Source organism: Rhizomicrobium sp. (assembly GCA_037200985.1).
GTDB lineage: Bacteria > Pseudomonadota > Alphaproteobacteria > Micropepsales > Micropepsaceae > Rhizomicrobium.
The window spans coordinates 2,995,765-3,013,013 of sequence record JBBCGJ010000001.1 but is presented as its reverse complement, the minus strand read 5'-3'; the positions used below and the strand labels follow the sequence as shown (position 1 = coordinate 3,013,013).

At 62.6% G+C, this 17,249-nt stretch carries 12 protein-coding genes, 2 tRNA genes and 1 pseudogene; 6 read left to right on the top strand and 9 right to left on the bottom strand.

All coding sequences use genetic code 11. The annotated features are described in order from the left end of the window. Positions 1-114: 114 nt before the first annotated feature. A pseudogene (locus WDN01_14635) lies at positions 115-1,308 on the top strand (IS3 family transposase). Positions 1,309-1,323: 15 nt separating this feature from the next. Here the strand turns inward: WDN01_14635 and WDN01_14630 are convergent. The 5 genes from WDN01_14630 to WDN01_14610 form a co-directional block, all read right to left on the bottom strand. Then, positions 1,324-2,259, bottom strand: a complete 936-nt coding sequence (locus WDN01_14630) for a site-specific integrase (GenBank protein ID MEJ0027260.1) — start codon at positions 2,257-2,259, stop codon at positions 1,324-1,326. A 371-nt stretch (positions 2,260-2,630) separates the two neighbouring features. Further along, on the bottom strand, positions 2,631-3,104 hold the full coding sequence (locus WDN01_14625; protein MEJ0027259.1) for a terminase small subunit: 474 nt from the start codon (positions 3,102-3,104) through the stop codon (positions 2,631-2,633). A gap of 35 nt (positions 3,105-3,139) precedes the next feature. Then, a protein-coding gene (locus WDN01_14620) for an IS630 family transposase (protein ID MEJ0027258.1) occupies positions 3,140-4,203 on the bottom strand; the annotation gives its coding sequence in 2 pieces (ribosomal slippage) (positions 3,140-3,723 and positions 3,723-4,203; 1,065 coding nt in all). Between the two features lie 382 nt (positions 4,204-4,585). Continuing rightward, on the bottom strand, positions 4,586-6,004 hold the full coding sequence (locus WDN01_14615) for an exopolysaccharide biosynthesis polyprenyl glycosylphosphotransferase (protein MEJ0027257.1): 1,419 nt from the start codon (positions 6,002-6,004) through the stop codon (positions 4,586-4,588). A gap of 636 nt (positions 6,005-6,640) precedes the next feature. Then, positions 6,641-6,715 (bottom strand) — tRNA-Gly (locus tag WDN01_14610). 175 nt (positions 6,716-6,890) lie between these two features. Here WDN01_14610 and WDN01_14605 point away from each other — a divergent pair. Together WDN01_14605 and WDN01_14600 are read left to right on the top strand one after the other, a co-directional pair. Beyond that, positions 6,891-8,411 carry a DUF1800 domain-containing protein gene (locus WDN01_14605; protein ID MEJ0027256.1) on the top strand — a complete coding sequence of 507 codons (1,521 nt, stop codon included), beginning with the start codon at positions 6,891-6,893 and terminating at the stop codon, positions 8,409-8,411. Between the two features lie 2 nt (positions 8,412-8,413). Next, a complete protein-coding gene (locus WDN01_14600; protein ID MEJ0027255.1) occupies positions 8,414-9,592 on the top strand; it encodes a DUF1501 domain-containing protein in 1,179 nt (392 codons plus the stop codon). On the opposite strand, the gene WDN01_14595 is transcribed toward WDN01_14600, so the two are convergent. Genes WDN01_14595 through WDN01_14585 form a run of 3 tightly spaced genes read right to left on the bottom strand, consistent with a single transcriptional unit; the run spans position 9,579 to position 12,861 of the window. After that, on the bottom strand, positions 9,579-10,343 hold the full coding sequence (locus tag WDN01_14595; GenBank protein MEJ0027254.1) for an enoyl-CoA hydratase/isomerase family protein: 765 nt from the start codon (positions 10,341-10,343) through the stop codon (positions 9,579-9,581). The two genes, WDN01_14600 and WDN01_14595, sit on opposite strands and share 14 nt — an antisense overlap. Continuing rightward, on the bottom strand, positions 10,340-10,837 hold the full coding sequence (locus tag WDN01_14590; protein MEJ0027253.1) for a thioredoxin family protein: 498 nt from the start codon (positions 10,835-10,837) through the stop codon (positions 10,340-10,342). The genes WDN01_14595 and WDN01_14590 overlap by 4 nt, the downstream gene beginning before the upstream one ends. After that, positions 10,834-12,861, bottom strand: a complete 2,028-nt coding sequence (locus WDN01_14585; protein MEJ0027252.1) for a M3 family metallopeptidase — start codon at positions 12,859-12,861, stop codon at positions 10,834-10,836. Before WDN01_14585 ends, WDN01_14590 begins: the two co-directional genes overlap by 4 nt. A 163-nt stretch (positions 12,862-13,024) precedes the next feature. Here WDN01_14585 and WDN01_14580 point away from each other — a divergent pair, with 163 nt between their 5' ends. Beyond that, positions 13,025-14,902, top strand: coding sequence for a M3 family oligoendopeptidase (locus WDN01_14580; protein ID MEJ0027251.1), 1,878 nt, complete (start codon positions 13,025-13,027; stop codon positions 14,900-14,902). Between the two features lie 10 nt (positions 14,903-14,912). Here the strand turns inward: WDN01_14580 and WDN01_14575 are convergent, their stop codons facing one another. Beyond that, complete coding sequence (locus WDN01_14575) at positions 14,913-15,626, bottom strand: SIMPL domain-containing protein (protein MEJ0027250.1); 714 nt, start codon at positions 15,624-15,626, stop codon at positions 14,913-14,915. Between the two features lie 152 nt (positions 15,627-15,778). Between WDN01_14575 and WDN01_14570 the strand changes: the two genes are divergently transcribed. Further along, a tRNA-Ile gene (locus tag WDN01_14570) sits at positions 15,779-15,855 on the top strand. A gap of 116 nt (positions 15,856-15,971) precedes the next feature. Then, positions 15,972-16,172 carry a hypothetical protein gene (locus WDN01_14565; GenBank protein ID MEJ0027249.1) on the top strand — a complete coding sequence of 67 codons (201 nt, stop codon included), beginning with the start codon at positions 15,972-15,974 and terminating at the stop codon, positions 16,170-16,172. Positions 16,173-17,249: the final 1,077 nt, after the last annotated feature.

The window sequence follows — 17,249 nt, the reverse complement described above, 5'->3', positions numbered from 1 at the left end:
GCCAAGTTTTGAACCCAGGATTATTAATGCGCCCGATGGTTCTTACCTTGTGACCTGAGCCCCTGAACTTCCTCCAGATTTGAGTGGAGGCCGGTCTCTGGAAGGAGACGGACGATGAAGCGATCACGGTTCACGGAAGAACAGATCATTGGGGTGCTGCGGGAGCACGACACTGGGGTGAAGACGGCGGATTTTTGCCGCAAGCACGGATCAGCAGCGCGACATTTTTCAAATGGAAGTCGAAGTATGGCGGCATAGACGTGTCGGACGCCCGGCGGTTGAAGGTTCTGGAAGAAGAGAACCGCAAGCTGAAGAAGCTGTTGGCCGAGACGATGCTCGATATCGCCATGCTGAAGGAACTGAACTAAAAAAATGGTGACGCCCGTCGTGAAGCGGCAAGCTATGGCTCATCTCGCCCAGGTGTTCGAGGTGAGCCAGCGCCGGGCGTGTCAGGTGATCGTGGCGATCGAACGTCCATGCGCTATCGCAGCGTGCGGCCTGACGATGCAGTCCTGCGCGCTCGGTTGCGCGAGTTTGCCGCTGTCCGGCGCCGGTTTGGCTATCGGCGCCTGCAACTCCTGCTACACCGCGAGGGCACGCGCGTGAACCACAAGAAGCTGAGGCGGCTCTATCGCGAGGAACGCCTTCAGGTGCGCCGACGGGGTGGACGCAAAAGAGCGCTTGGAACAAGGGCTCCGCTGGCATTGCCACAGGGACCGAACCAACGCTGGTCGCTGGACTTCATCAGTGACACGCTGACCGACAGCCGGCGCTTCCGCATGCTCACCGTCGTTGACGACTTCACGCGCGAATGCGTCGCGCTGGTCGCCGATACATCGCTCTCAGGACTGCGCGTGGTGCGTGAACTCGACACGGTCATCGCACGCCGCGGCAGGCCCAAGACCATTGTCAGCGACAACGGGACCGAGTTTACCAACATGGCGACGTTGCGATGGTCGCAAGAGACCCAGATCGAGTGGCATTACATCGCGCCCGGCAAACCGACCCAGAATGCCCTCATTGAGAGCTTCAATGGCCGGCTTCGTGACGAGCTGCTGAACGAGACATTGTTCACCTCACTCCATCACGCGCGTGAAGCCCTTGCCGATTGGAAGGACGACTACAACACCGTCCGGCCGCACAGTGCCATCGGCAACGTGCCGCCTGCGGTCTACGCCAAACTCAGCGATCCCGCGATGCAACGGGGACGGGTCGCTTGAACCGTTGTGGGGCTCCGCGCCCCGTCCCGTTGCATCACCGAGCCAGCAAGGCTCAAATGAAGGTCAGGCTCTACTTCCAACTGGATGAAGGATGGAGCTCAGGTCAGTATCTGGAATACAGCCTCGCCATTCCCGACTTCTGCACATCCATATGCTCAATATACCGCATCACCATATCCGCCGATTTCCATCCTCCCGCGTGCATGATGGCGCCGAGGTCGATGCCGGCGGCGGCCATGTCTTGGGCGGCTCCGACGCGCATCGAGTGGCCGGAAAGTTTGGCGACGGTAGTCTTGTCGAGGTTCGCATCTTGGGCGCGGGTTTTCAGGATGCGGACGACGGCGTAGGGATGAAGTGCGGCTTGGGCGGCGTGTGCATTGCGGACGTTTCGGAAGATCGGACCGGATGTCAGGCTGGTCGCGTCGAGCCAGCGCCGAAGATGCTGGATGGCTTCTGCCGATAGGTAGGCCAGGCGGCCGTCGCCGCGTTGGTCGGTCTTGGATTTGCGGATCAGGATGGTGCCGGAATTGTCGGGCCGGATGGACAGGTCGTCGGTCTGCAGCTGTACGAGCTCGGCGCGGCGGCAGAGGGTGTCGTAGCCGGTGGCGATGAGGGCGCGGTCGCGGAGGCCTCTCAGGTCGTTCGGGCATGCGGCGATGAGCTTGTGCTTGAGTGGAGCGGAGAGGCCGAGCGCCTGGTCCTGCCGGCGGCCTTTCTGACGGAAGACCGTGCGGGTGGCGAGATTTACTTCTTCGCTGCCGACAGGGCTTTCGAGTTTCAGCAGCTTGTGAATTTTGGCGATGGAAGCGCGGCGTCGGCTCACAGTGGCTGGCGCCGCGCTTTTGCTTTGGGCAATCACGAAGTCCGCTACCGTCGCCGGCGCAGCGGGGAGGGCGCACCGGTATTCTTGCCGGCACCAAGCTTCGAAGATGGAGAAATCGGCACGATAGGAGCGGATTGTATTCGCTGAATAGGCGCCGTCCATACGCACCAGCGCGTCTGACCAGTCGCAGTCAGGCAACTTGCCGATGGTCGGCAATCTGCCCTTGCCGTCGGGACCAAATCGTTTTGTAATGGTTCGCAGAGACACTTCCAGCCCAATAAGAATGATCTCAGAGACATCATATGATACCTTTGGTATCATAATCAATACCAAAGAATGATTACCGCTGCTCAAATCAGAGCGGCGCGCGCCATCCTCCGTTGGTCGGGGCAGGAGGTGTCTGTGAGATCGGGCGTGAGTTTGCCCACGGTGAAGCGTTTGGAGCAGATGGAGGGCGTCCCGAAAAGTCGTAGTCAGACGCTATTAGCACTACAAAATGCCTTTGAATCCGCCGGTATCGAGTTCATCGGCAGTCCTGAGGATAAGCCGGGCGTCCGCTTGACCCGACGTCCGAAGGTTTAATCGCGCTATCTGCCTTTCGTTTCATACATCCCCAAATAGCGCGCCAGGATGTCTAAGGCTTTGAGCTTGTCCTTCATCCGGATATCGGCGCGGTAGCTGACTCTTTTAGGCTTGCATCCCGAAGACAGTTTTTCGCTGTAGCGGACGGACTGAATTGCGTCCCAAGTCTCTGCCGGCCAGTCGTCAGGATTTCGAATCTCCCCGTCTGGGCCTCGGATCCCGCTGGGGTCTGCGAAGGCGATACGAGCTGCCTCTGCCACGAATTGTTCTCGGTATCTTGCGGCGCGGTTGCTCAGCGCTTGCGAGCGCCGGGCGATGGCGGCTGCAATGGCCGGCTTTCGCGAATTTTCGCTCGCGATGGCGCGCGCGGTCTTCACGCTGTAGCCGGCTTTGATCGCTGCCTGGGTGCCATTGAAACTGACAAGGTATTCGTCGACGAAGCATTGTTGTTTCGGTGTCAGCTTGGTAGGATCGTTCATAGCTAACTCGTTGTTTCTAAATGATACCAACGGCCTCAGTGGTTGACACATTTGGCCCATGATCTTTGGGTTATCGAGGCGATATTGTCTGGGTTTCTGAGGAAGCTTCGCCAAGCGTCGCAACAAGCATCGAGGATGGCGTCGTAGTCTTTGAAGACGCGGTTTGCGAGATGGTTCTGGCGCAGGAACTGCCAGACATTCTCGACCGGGTTGAGTTCGGGGGCGTATGCCGGCAACGTCAGCAGCGAGATGTTGGACGGCAGGTGGGTGATGGCTTTCTCGTGATAGCCAGCGCCGTCCATGACCAGGACAGCATGGGCGCCTGGCCTGACGGCCCGGCTGATCTCCTTGAGGTGCGCCGTCATCGCCCTGGTATTGGCGCAAGGAAGAACCAGACCGGCGGCACAGGCGCGCTCGGGACAGACCGCGCCGAAGAGGTAGGCCCACTTGTAGCGCTGATCGCGCGGCGCGGTGGGGCGTGTCCCGCGCCGCGCCCACATTCTGGTCAAGCTTCCCTTCTGGCCGATCCGGGCTTCATCCTGGAACCAGATCTCGACCGGCTTGGTTTTGGCGGCATCCGGCAAGGCGCGATCGACAAGCTGCGCGAAGTTTTTTTGAACGCCTCTTGGGCATCGGCGTCTGCTTTGGGATGGCGCGGGCGAACCGACATATGGCTGAAGTTGAGACGATCCAGCACCTTGCCCACGGTGCGCTCGTGAAGCGCAACGCCAAAGCGCGCGGCGATCACGTCGCGAAGATCGACGCGGCGCCAGCGCACCATACCGTCGTTCGCAAGATCGGGACCTTGCTCCACAATCTGGACAAGTTCAGCCTCCTGCTGCTCCGTCAGCCGGGGCGTTGGGCCTGGAGCCTTGCGGTCGACAAGACCATCGATGCCTGACGCATTATAGCGATGCACCCAGTCGCGCAGCGTCTGGCGATCCATGCCGCACGCCGTTGCCGCGTCCGTGCGAGACGTGCCTTCCAGCACCAGTGCCAGCGCCAGCAACCGGCGAGCCTGATCGGCGTGCCGCGTCTTGGCCGCCTCCCGCCGCAAATCCGAAGCACTGTGTTCCGAACGCAAAATCTTGATCGCCATCGCCGATCCCCTTCGCGAATCACCTCGCAAAGCGAATCACAGACAGCGGCCGCGTTGAATCCTCACGAGTCAGAAACTAAGGCCGTTGGTATGATTTATTAGAAAAGCCAGCTCATTATGACCTTTCCTCATAATGTCAGGTTTTGTAAGGTCACGAAAGACGAAAGTTATCTACGCTCACATGGTCGCCTGTTCTTTGTAGGACGGGAAATATTCGAACGTGCGATCACCGCATCTCGCGGTATCTCACTATATCCCGGCAAATCCCGCGTAATCCCGGAAACCGCCGCTAAATCCCCCCTTGACAGCTGCCTTCATGGGGTTCGATTTAAAAAGCGCGATAACCGTTGTTATCGCGCGGCAACCAACAAATGGGCGGCAATCAAAACGCGTTCTCTTGTCCAACCACAGTGGCAAAAGTTTTGATCAGAATTTGGAAGTCAAGACCCAGGCTACAGTTGCTCGCGTACCACAGATCTGCTTCGATCCGACGATACATGAGATCCAAGTTCGGCGTTTCGCCGCGCAAGCCGTTAACTTGGGCCCAGCCGGTGAGACCGGGCTTCACGTGCTGGCGTACCTCGTAGTTCTCGATGAGCTTCGCGAAATAGGCGTCGTGCGCCGATGCATGCGGCCGTGGCCCGATGATGGACATCTCGCCTTTCAGCACATTCCATAGCTGTGGCAACTCGTCGATGCTGGATTTGCGCAGCCATTTTCCGATGCGGGTGACCCGTTGATCGTTACGTGACGCCTGCGTGACGACGGCACCGTCTTCTTGCACCGTCATCGTGCGGAATTTGAGGATCTGAAATGGCTGCCCGCGATAGCCAAGGCGCGTTTGGCGAAAGATCATAGGGCCAACTGAGTCTGACTTGATCGCGACCGCAGCGGCCGCAAGAAGTGGGGCTGTGAACAGCAACGCTATCGCTGCAATCGTCACGTCCATGGCGCGCTTGATGCCGCGTTCCGTCTTTGTCAGCGGCGACTTTTGCATCTCCAGCGTAACGATGCCACCGAGGCCATTTACCGAATTCTGCAGGAGGGCCGAGATTTGTTCGTCCGGCACGAAATACACTGCGCGCGGTAAAAGACGAAGTCCCGACATCAAGCTCGCCGCGGCATCGAAAGGCAGACGGCCAGCAACCACATAGATCTCCCCCGGTGCGGCCGAACGGGCGACCTCGAATACCTTCTGCAATAGGCGCCGGCGCTCGCCAGCCCAGGGTGCACCTGTGCAGGCGTCGTCGAATTCAATGGCGCGGATATTCATGCAGCCGCGTTGCGCAAGTTCGGCGAATAGAGCCGCTGTGCTCCCCGACCGGTGCGGCGCGATGATGAGTACTTCCAGGCCGCGATAAGCGTTGGTCGTCATCCAGCGTGCCAGCAGGCGTGGCGTAAGCACGCGCGAGGCGATGCTGCCGGCGAAACCGGCCAGAAAGAAAAAGAAAATTGCCCCCCGCGAGAATTCTGAACTGATCTTCATCGAGAAGGCCAGAGTCAGGAGGAAGAGAAATGTACTGCACCATGCGAGCGCCGCCATGCGCGCGCGTCCCAAGCGTGTCGTACTGGCGCGCTTGTCGCGGGTGGCCTGCAGCCGCGCCATGCCGCAGAACAGAACGGCTACGATGATGCCGGTTGCCGTAAACGCCGGTATGTCTCCAAGGATATCTCGCGTCACGAGGTGAAAGAAAACCCCGGTAACGATGCTAAGACCGACGATGACCACGGCGTCGCTCGCCAGCGCGAGCGGCGATGCAGCCTGATCGGCTGGAACGTCGGCCCGCCAAGTCTGGGGCATGCCAATGGCTCTTGCGTCCCTAGGAAAAGCACCGCCGCTAACGTTCATTGGCCCCACACCAAACCCGCGGCGGACGTCAACGCCACCCGTTCCCCATTCTACAATTCAAACCAAAATCCGATTTGAAAACCGGTCGGAACTACGCTTCACCGCTCATACAGTGTAAGCAAATTTTGTGCACCGCAACAAGAAGAAGCGTAAGAAAAAGCATAACGTCCAAATCTATCGGTATGAAATTTCGAAAGGCCTCGCAATCGAGACAAGAGCTGGTAGTTAATCGATCGGCGATGGGCTGTGCGGAGGGAACTTTGCCCGGTACAGCCTAAGTTCCTGCTCTGAGCACCCGCTTGGTTGCCGCGGTTGTGGCCTGACGAACAGATATGCTTGCGGACGACCCGAGTCAGTGGGCGCGAACACTTTGTAAGTGCACCAGATGCGACGAGATCAGAGTCACGTCGCGAGAATAGAAATCGACGTGTTTCAAGCCGAACATATGTCTCTCGCGCTTATACCGCGAGCTCCATCAGTGATGGCACATTGAGTGTTTGTGGATACCAATGGGCGATTGCAGCCGCTAAAACGGCAAATGGGAGGGCCATGTACCGACAGAAGAACGACACAAGCCCTTGAAAAACCTGGAGCGGGCGAGGCGAATCGAACGCCCGACCCTAACCTTGGCAAGGTTATGCTCTACCCCTGAGCTACGCCCGCAATCCAAGTTGGGCGGCGGTTATGGCGCAACCCCGGCCCCGATTCAAGCCGCATTCCAATGGGAGAGATTGCCGGGTTCCCAGCGCCCGGACGGCGGGAGCGGTGTCGCGCGGCCTGCGAGCAACGGAGACCCACCTGCCGGGCGTTGAATCCGGCGTCCATCCGAGCAATTTTCATGTCCAACCAGGGTGTCATTGCCGCCAACCGCTTCGGCCTCGGCGCCCGGCCCGGCGAGGTCGCGGCCGTGTCCGCCGACCCCAAGGGCTGGCTGCTGGCGCAACTGACGCCGGAACGGGACCTCCCCCGGCCGCTCATGTCGCTGCCCTCGACGGTCGACGACATGAGCGCCTTCTTCAAATGGATCCGCCAGATCGCCGCCGAGGCCAAGGAACACGGCATGGATCCCTACCACCTGAGGCCGCAGGGCGCGCCGGGGGCCGCGATGGCCGGCGGGGGCATGACGGGCAACGGCGGCGATAACGGCTTCAGCATCGAGCGCGAATATGTGAAGGCCTTCCTGCCGCGCTATGCCGTCGCCGTGAAGGCGCGCTACGACGTCGCGGTTGCGACCGATCGGCCGTTTTTCGAACGGCTGGTCCATTTCTGGACCAACCATTTCGTCGTCTCCGGCGCCAAGCCCGGTGCGATCACCATGCCGCCGTCTTTCGAGCGCGACGCAATCAGGCCGCATGTCACCGGCCGCTTTGCCGACATGCTGATGGCTTCGTCCAAGCATCCGGCGATGCTGTTCTATCTCGACAACTACCATTCTATCGGCCCGCACTCGAAGGTCGGCAAGGATCCATTCCTGCGTGCGCCGAAGGAGCCGCAGGCCTTCTCCATCCCGCAGACGGCAGGGCTGAACGAGAACCTCGCTCGCGAGATCATGGAATTGCAGACGCTTGGCGTCCGCAGCGGCTACACCCAGGCCGACGTGACCAGCTTCGCGCGCGTCATCACCGGATGGACCATCGCCGGTCCGCCCCGTGTGCCGGTGTATCAGCTTGTGCTGCAACGCCGGCTCGATGCGAAAGGCCTGTTCGAGTTCGACGACGAGGAGCATGAGCCCGGTCCGCAGACGATCATGGGTAAGGTCTATGCCCAGGCCGGCGTCGACCAGGGCGAAGCGGTGCTGAACGATCTGGCGCGTCATCCCGCCACGGCCCACTTTATTGCGAGCAAGCTCGCGCGCCATTTCATCTCCGACGATCCGCCGCGCGCCGTGGTCGATCGCCTGACGACGATCTATCTCGATAGCGACGGCGACCTCGGGGCCGTCTGCACCGCGCTGGTGAACAGTCCCGAGGCGTTCGATCCCGTGCCGCACAAATTCAAGCCGCCGGAGGACTACGTCATCTCGGCCGCCCGGGCGCTGCCAGCGCTGCAATCCGATGCCGGCTCGCTGCTGCGCGCCTATGGCAGCATGGGCCAGACGCCGTACAATCCGCCGGGGCCGAACGGCTGGCCCGATGTCGAGGCCGAATGGCTGGGCGCGGATTCGATCTGGAAGCGCTTCGAATGGGCGAACCAGGCGGCCCAGAGCGTTGCGACCACGTCCATGAATCCATCCGATCTCGCCAGGGACGTGCTGGGATCGATGCTCACGCAATCGACCGCCCAGGCCATTGCGCGTGCGCAAAGCCCGGCACAGGGCCTGACGCTGCTGCTCGCGTCGGCCGAATTCCAGAGGAGATGACCATGATCACACGCCGACAAAGCCTCGCCCTCGTCGGTGGCGGCCTTCTCGCTGCCGGCCTGCCCCGTGCCGCGCTCGCCGCGGTCGAGACCGACAGGCGGCTCGTCGTTGTGCTGCTGCGTGGCGCGATGGATGGTCTCTCGGCCGCGCCGGCCTATGGCGACCCGGACTACGAGCGCGCCCGCAACGGGCTTGCCATTGCCTCGCCGGACGAAAGAGGCGGCGCGCTGAAGCTCGATGCCATGTTCGCACTGCATCCCAATCTGCCGGGCATGAAGGCGCTCTACGATTCCGGCGAATTGATCCTCGTCCATGCCGCGGCCACGCCCTATCGCGACCGCTCGCATTTTGACGGCCAGAACCTGCTGGAGAACGGCGCGGAGCGGCCTTACGGCCTCGACACCGGCTGGCTCAATCGGGCGCTCTCGCAGATGCCGGGCACCGGCAAGCCGCTTGGCGTCGCGCTCAATTCGCACATGCCATTGATGATGCGCGGTCCGGCGGCGATGACTTCCTGGGCGCCATCGCTCATGGCGCAGCCCGACGGCGACACGATACAGCGGCTCGCCGCGCTGTACGGCGAGACCGATCCGCTGCTCGCGAAGAACTTCGCAAATGCGCGGAGCGCAAATGGCGTGGCGATGGGGGAAGGCGCTGGCGGCGGCTATCAGGCCTTCGTTGGCCTGATGACGGCCGCGGCGAAATTTCTGAGCGCGTCGGACGGCGAGCGTATCGCGATGGTCGAGATCGGCGGCTGGGACAGCCATGTGAACCAGGACGGCGCGTTCAGCCCGCTCTCCACCAACCTGCTCACGCTCGATCGCGGCTTGGCCGCGCTGAAGACCGGGCTCGGTCCGGCATGGAAGCAAACCGCCGTCGTCATTGTGAGCGAGTTCGGGCGCACGGTCGCGATGAACGGCACACAGGGCACCGACCACGGCACGGCCGGCGCCGTGTTCGTGGCGGGCGGCGCAGTCAAGGGCGGGCGCGTTCTTGCCGACTGGCCAGGCCTGAAGGCGGGCGCGCTCTATCAGGACCGCGACTTGAAGCCGACCACCGATTTCCGCGGCATCGCGACGGGGGTGCTGCGCGATCACATGGGGCTGTCAGGGGCGCAACTCGCGGCGGTGTTTCCGTCCGCGATGCCGATCAAGCCGCAGGACGGGCTTATTCGCGCCTGAATTTCGGCTCGCGCTTCTCCGCGAAGGCGGCGAGCGCTTCGCGGTGATCGGCGCTGCTGCTGAGCACCGCCAATTCCTTGGCATTCAATTCTGCCGCTTCCTCCGGCGACAGGTTCGGCGCCAGCGACGCGTTGCGTTTGACCGCTTCGACCGACAAGGGCGCACGGCTTGCGATGCGCTGCGCGAGCTTGATCGCTTCTCCCATCAGCGCGTCCGGCGCATGAACCGCGGTAACGAGCCCGAATTTCTCCGCCGTCTCCGCATCGTGCGGCAGGCCGGTCAGCAGCATGTGCTTGGCGCGCGCCACGCCGATGAGCCGCGGCAGGCGATAGGTCGAGGCCATCAGCCCGACATTGACGCCGGCGCATACGAATCGCGCCGCCGTGGAGGCCACGCGGATATCGCAGACGCTGGCGAGTTCCAGCCCGCCGCCCAGGCAATGGCCGTTCACCGCCGCGATCACCGGCAGGCGGAATGTCTCGATGCGCTCCAACACGCGGCCGAACTCGCCGAAATGCGCGCGGCTCCCGGCTTTGTTGGCTTCCGTCTGTTCCTTCAGATCGTCGCCGCTGCAAAACGCCCCGCCGCGACCCGTGAGCACCACGGCGCGGACGCTCTTGTCGGCATCGATCTCGTCCAGCCGCGCCAGCAGTTCCGCGCGCGGCCCGCGCCCCAGCGCGTTCATCGGCGGATTGTCGATCTCCAGCAAAGCCACATGGCCGGCCGGCGCGGAAAAATGGATCAGGCTCACTTGGCCCACTGCGCCAGCCAGTCGGCTATTCCTTGCGGGGTCATGTGCCGCGCATCTTCGAGCGCCGCGATATGGCCGGCATCGACCAGCGTCTTGCCGTCCGGCGTCACGATCAGGACGGTCGGCACGCCGCCCTTCAGATCGACGCCGAACCGCGCCGGGATCTGCAGGTTTCTGGTCATGCGTCCGACATCCACGCTCACGACTTCATAGTGCGCCGCGATGAAGGGCTTGACCTCCGGAAGCTGCATGATGTTCGCCAGCACGACGCAGTCGCCGCACCAGTTTCCGCCCAGATCGATGAACACGTGCTTGCCGCTCTTGCGCGCCCGCGCGAAAGCCGCGGCCACATCGGCGTCCGCATTCGCCGTCTCGTCATAGGGAATGCGCTCGACCACCGGCAGATCGGCGAGGCTTGCGAGCGCGACCTTCGGCGCCGGCGCGGCGGCTGCGGCGCACAGCGCCGCAGCGAGAATGATCGCGAAGCGTATCATGCGGCCAATCCTCGTCCTTCGAGCAGAGCGTCGATCTTCGGATCGCGGCCCCGGAACAGGCGATAGGCGGTGGCGAAGTCGCGTGTGCCGCCGGCGGAATAGATGTAGTCGTACAGGCGCCTGGCCGTCGCCGGATCGAAGGCGTCGTTCTTTTCCTGGAATGCCTGGAAGCCATCGGCATCCAGCACTTCGGACCACATGTAGGAGTAGTAGCCGGCCGAATAGCCGTCGCCGGTGAAGATGTGCAGGAAATGCGGACTCGCGTGCCGCATGACGATCTCCTTGGGCATGCCGATGCGCTCCAGCGCCTTGGCCTCGAACGCGGCGGCATCGAGGTCGCCCGGATCGGTAAGCGCATGATAGTCGAGATCGACGAAGGCCGAGGCGAGGAATTCGACCGTCGCGAAGCCCCTGTTGAAATTCCGCGCGGCGGTCAGCTTCTGCAGCAAAGCCTTCGGAATCGGCTCGCCCGTCTCGGCATGCACTGCGAAGCGTTCCAGCGTCTCGGGCACCTCCAGCCAGTGCTCGAAGATCTGCGACGGCAGTTCGACGAAATCCTGCGCCACATTCGTTCCCGCCAGGCGCGGATAGCGCACCTGGCTCAGCAGTCCGTGCAGCGCATGGCCGAACTCGTGGAACAGCGTCTTCGCCTCGTCGAAGGACAGCAGTGCCGGCTCGGCTCTGGGAAAATTGCAATTGTTGACGATCAGCGGCGTCACGGGCTTGCCCATGTTCTCCTGGTCGCGGAACGCACTCATCCAAGCGCCGCCGCGTTTCGAGGCGCGCGCGAAATAGTCGCCGTAGAACAGCCCGACATGCGCGCCGCCGCGTGTCACTTCCCACACCCGCACGTCTGGATGATAGACGGGAATATCGCTGCGCGGATGAAATTCCAGACCGAACAGGCGGTATGCAGTGTGGAACGCCGCGGCGATCATCTTGTCGAGTTGGAAGTAGGGCATCAGCTCGGCCTCGTCGAGCTCATAGCGTTCCTTGCGCAGCTTCTCGGCGTAGTAGCGCCAGTCCCAGGCCGCGAGCGCGAAATTCCCGCCTTCGCGCGTGACGATCGCCTGCAGCGCATCGCGTTCTTCCAGGGCGCGGCGTCGCGCCGGCTTCCACACCTGTTCGAGCAGGTGGCGTGCCGTCCCGGGCGTTTTCGCCATCGTGTCGGCCAGCTTGTAGTCTGCGAAAGTCGGATAGCCGAGCAGCCTGGCGCGCTCCGCCCGCAGCGCCACCATCTCGCGGATGATCTTCGCATTGTTGTGCGCGTTGGCGTTTCCGCCGCGCGATATCCAGGCCTTGAGGATCTTCTCGCGCAGGTCGCGGTTTTCCGCGAAGCTCAGAAACGGTTCGACGCTGGAGCGCGAGGTCGTCACGGCATAGGGCGCGCCCAGGCCGCGCTCCTTCGCCGTCTCGGCGGCCGCCTCGCGGGCGAAGTCCGGCACGCCTGCCATGTCCGCTTCCTGCAGCGGCAGGACAAAGGCCTGCTCGTCCGCCAACACGTTCTGTCCGAAGCTGGTGCCGAGGCCGGCCAGCTCTTCGACAATGGCCGCCAGCCGCTGCCTGTCCTTGCCTTTGAGCTTCGCGCCGGCCCGCACGAAGTCGAGGTGATAGCGCTCCAGCACGCGCAACGCCTCGGCGTCCAGGCCGAGCGTCCCGCGCCCGGCGTGAAGGGCGTCGATCCGCGCGAACAGCACCGCGTCGAGGTAGACGTCGTTCCAGTGCTTGGCGAGCACGGGCGCCATGTCGCGCTCGATCTCCTGCAGCGCGTCGTTGGTGTGGGAGGCCGCCAGGTTGCCGAACACCGCCTCCACCTTGCGCAGCAACTGCCCCGAATTTTCCAGCGCCTCGATGGTGTTGGCGAAGCTGGGCTCCGCCCGCCCGCCGGCGATTCCCGCGATCTCGGCCGCGTGCTCGGCGAGCGCACGGTCGTAGGCAGGGGGGAAATGGCCTGGCTCGATACGGTCGAAGGGCGGCGCCTCGAAGGGTGCGGTCCAGGGCTCGAAGAAGGGGTTGGATGTCATCGCGGCGCTTGGTTGGGGCGGGCCATCCTAGCAAGTGAACCGGTCCCGGCAACCTTCACGCCTGCGTGTGGGCGCTGGATATGTCCGCGCGATGTGCTAGGGAATTCGCGCAGGTTGCACGGGGCTTTCGATGAGAACGACGCGTATCGTTGGGTTGATTCTGATGGCCGCGGCAATTGGTGGCGTGGTCGCGGTCGCCAGGCCCGCCGCGAAACCGGCGCCGGCCGTCGCCGCGACGCCGGTCGACCCGGCTTACATGTGGGAACTTTCCGATCTCTACCCTTCGGCGGAAGCCTGGACGGCGGAGCGCGACCGCGTGAAGGCGACGACCGAGGGTTTCGATAGGTACAAGGGCACGCTCGGCAAGAGCGCGAAGGACTTGCTGGCTGCGCTCAGCGCCTTCAGCGACGCCCAGCGCGCCGGAATGCGTCTTGCGGCCTATGCCAACCTCAAGGCCGACGAGGACGTCCGCATCGCGGCGAACCAGGAGCGCCAGCAACTCGCCGCCTCGCTGGGCACCCTCTACAACGAGAAGACAGCCTGGGTGACGCCGGAAATTCTCGGCATCGGCGCCGACAAGGTGCACGCCTTCGAAGCGGCCGAGCCAGAACTCGCGCGCCGTTTCGGCTTCTATCTCGACAACGTCCTGCGCCAGGCGCCGCATACGCTGTCGCTGGAATCCGAATCCGTGCTCGCCTCGGCCGGCGACGTCCTTGGGCAGCCGAATGCGATCTACAGCGTGCTCGCCAATGCGGAAGCGCCGTTTCCCTCGGTGAAGCTGTCGGACGGCAGCACCGTGACCATCGACCAGGGCAGCTATTCGAAATACCGCCAGTCGCCGCTCCGCGCCGACCGCAAGAGGGTGTTCGACGCCTTCTGGGGCATGTGGAAGAAGTACGAAGGTACGTTGGGTGCAACGCTGACGACCCAGGTGATGGGCGAGGTGTTCAACGCCAAGGTGCGGCACTATCCGAACGCGCTGGCCGCCGCAGTCTTCGCCGACAACATGCCGGAGGCGGTCTATCGCCAGCTCGTGGCGCAGGCCAATGCCGGGCTGCCGACGATGTATCGCTATCTGAAGCTGCGCAAGCAGTTGCTCGGCATCAAGGACGAGCTCGCCTATTACGACATCTATCCCTCGATGTTCAAACTCGACCAGCCGCAGCATTTCACCGTCGCGGATTCCGAACGCATCGCGCTCGACGTCACCGCGGCATACGGCCCCGAATATGTCGCCGAGCTGAAGAAGGGTTTCGCGGGCCGCTGGATGGACGTCCTGCCCCGCCCCGGCAAGGCCGGCGGCGCCTATATGCAGGGCTCGGCTTACGATGTGCATCCCTATCTGCACTTCAACCACAACTACGACTATGAGGCGCTGTCGACCTTCGTCCACGAATGGGGTCACGCGGTCCACACGCTGTTCACGCACGACAACCAGCCCTTCGAGAACTCGAACTATTCGACCTTCACCGCCGAGACGGCCTCGATCACGAACGAGATGCTGCTCAGCGACTACATGGTCGCGCATGCGAAAAACGATGCCGAGAAGCTCTTCTATCTCGGCCAGGCGCTCGAACTGGAGCGCGCCACCTTCTTCCGCCAGACCATGTTCGCCGAATTCCAGCTCGCGCTGCACGAGGAGGTCGAGGCCGGCCGCGCCCTGTCCGGCGCACGCATGTCGGAAATCTATTGCGGTCTGCTCAAGAAGTACCACGGCGATGCCCAGGGCGTGATGAAGATCGATCCGGCCTATTGCACCGAATGGGAGTTCATCCCGCATTTTTACTACGGCTTCTATGTCTGGCAGTACGCCACCTCGATGGCCGGCGCCGCCAGCTTTGCCGATGCGATCGAACACGAGGGCAAGCCCGCGCAAGACCGCTTCATCGCGCTCCTGAAGGCCGGCGGCTCGGATTATCCGTACAACATCTACAAGAAGGCCGGCCTCGATATGGCGACTCCGGCGCCCTATGAGGCGCTGCTCGCGCGCATGAACCGCACCATGGACCAGATCGACGCGATCGAGGCGAAACGACCGTAACGATCTTGGCTCATTTCAGCTCGAACACCACGGTCACATTGGCGGTGACGCTCAGCTCGCCCGCTGCGGTCGGCGTCGGCGCCGCCGCGGCGAGACCGGCAAGAGCCCTGACCCGGAACATCGGGCGCGGCGACTCGGTACCGTTCTCTTGGATCGACAGGACGGCGCCGACCGTCGCGCCGGCCGCCTTGGCATAGGTCTGCGCCCGCTTCAGCGCGTCTGCTATGGCGGCCTCGCGCGCCGTCGTCTGGAGCGTGCCGGGATCGCGGATGTCGTAGCCGACCGAGTTGATCTGGTTGGCTCCCGCGCCGACCAGTGCATCCAGCGCCGGCCCCAACTTCTTCGTATCATCGAGGGTCACGTCGACCTGGTTCGACACCTGGTAGCCGGTGATGCGCTCCGGGGCCGCGCCGGCGTTCTGCGCATATTGCGGCTGGACAGAGAAGTTGGAGGTCTGGATCGCGCGTTCGGGCACGCCCAGGTGCTTCAGCGCGTCGAACACCCCCGTCATCTTGCGGGCATTTGCCGCCAGCGCGGCGTCGGCCGTAACGGCCACGGTCGCGACTCCGGCGCTCAATTCCGCCTGATCGGGAACGCCCCGCGCTTCGCCTTGGCCGCTGACCGTGATCGTGCGCGATATGTCGGCGGCGGCAGCGGGGGCCGCCAGCGCGAGCAGGCCAAGGGCGGCACCGACGGCCAGGCCGGTCAATCCAGCGAATTTCATTTCCTCTTGTCCTTTCAAAACGCGTGCGCCGAGTGTTTCCGGCCCGCGCGGCATTTCTGGGGCGCCCCGAGGGCCGATCATAGGCGGTCTCACACAAAGCCGCGAGGAGGCCGGTTTCGGCCCTTGGCAAATCCTGCTATGGGGCGCGCGGAGGGCCTGTAGCTCAGGTGGTTAGAGCTGACCGCTCATAACGGTCTGGTCGCTGGTTCGAATCCAGCCGGGCCCACCAATCCTTTCAATGGGTTGGTCTGCGCCTTCATCCGAACTCATGTGCGAGAGGTACGAGAAAGGTACGAGAAGACCAGAGTTGGAGTTGCGATAGAGCGGCACTGCAGCGCGAACCTCTTGCCGGATGAGGCTCACCGTTCCAGCGGACACGCCGCTACGCTTCATGATTTCCTTGTGCGGCAGGCCCGAAAGAATCAAAAAGCGGAGCTCTTCTCGCTTGGCGTCGCCGATGCCGGCCTTGGTCTTGCTTGGGATCGTCTTCGACAGCATTTCGATGTCGAGGACAGGCTGATCGATATTGGCGCGCTTAAGATGTGAGCGGATTTCCGTCATCACGGCCTCGATGGCAGCAACGGCCTCCGTGCAGTAATCGGGCTCATATGGCGCGTAGATTGATGTGGTGGCGTCGGAGTCTTTGGGTAGGTGACCGAGGAAGATGCTGATCTGCTCGGTCGGCACTTTGCGCTTGCGCATTTCGCGCGCCATGCCGTGGCGAATTGAATAGGGCGTCACGCGGTCATCGAGCCCCGCATCTTCGCAAAGGTTGTTCCAAGCCGTCTTTACCGAGCCGACTCGTTTGCCGGAATAGGACACATAATACTGCCGAGGATCAGTCACGGCTCCGAGCCACGGGAGCAATGTTGGCGTGGCTTTCAACAGGGGCCGGAATTTCTTGGTCTGCTGCCGCCCAGGCGGATTGAGATTGATAAGCTCATGCTGCTTGTCAAATTGCGCGCCCCTCATGTCCATGATCGCGCCAGGGCGCGCCAGCGTGTTGCAGGCGATGAGAATGAACACAAGCGCGTGTCGTGACTTCGCCGAGTCCATCAGCAGAGCCATTTCGGCAGGAACGATCGGACGCCCCATCGGCTCGCGGGAGCGCTTTTCTTGAAGCGTCAGCAGGCCGAAAATAGTTGGAGCGGAATCGAGTTCCTGCCATTTGACTGCGTGTCTGAGAGCAGCGCGGCCATCTGACAAGACGCGGTCCATGCCACCAGCTCCAAGACCCTTTGCCGTCAAGAATTCACGAAACTTCAGCTGCTTTTTTGGCTTGATGTCGGCGACAGTGTCGTCACCCCAAAAATCTTTCCAGTAGCGCAAGCTGTTCCAGATTGTTCGGGCGCTCGGCAGCTTTTCGGCGTGCTCATTCCAGTAGCTGGCAATGACCACGTTGATCAGGACTCTGTCGGGTCGGGTATCAGCTTCCGGCTCGTCGTTTTCCGTGACCCATTTGGCGAGGAGGGCGGAGGCTTCTCGAAAATCCGCCGTACCAAGGCTCTCGCGGCGGCTTTGCTGGCTTCGGGGATCGTACCAGGTCCGGCACCATGAATCGGTCGCCTTGTTGCGAGCTGGATTCTTGCTGAGCCAGTAGTCTCCGAACTGGCCAAGTCTGGT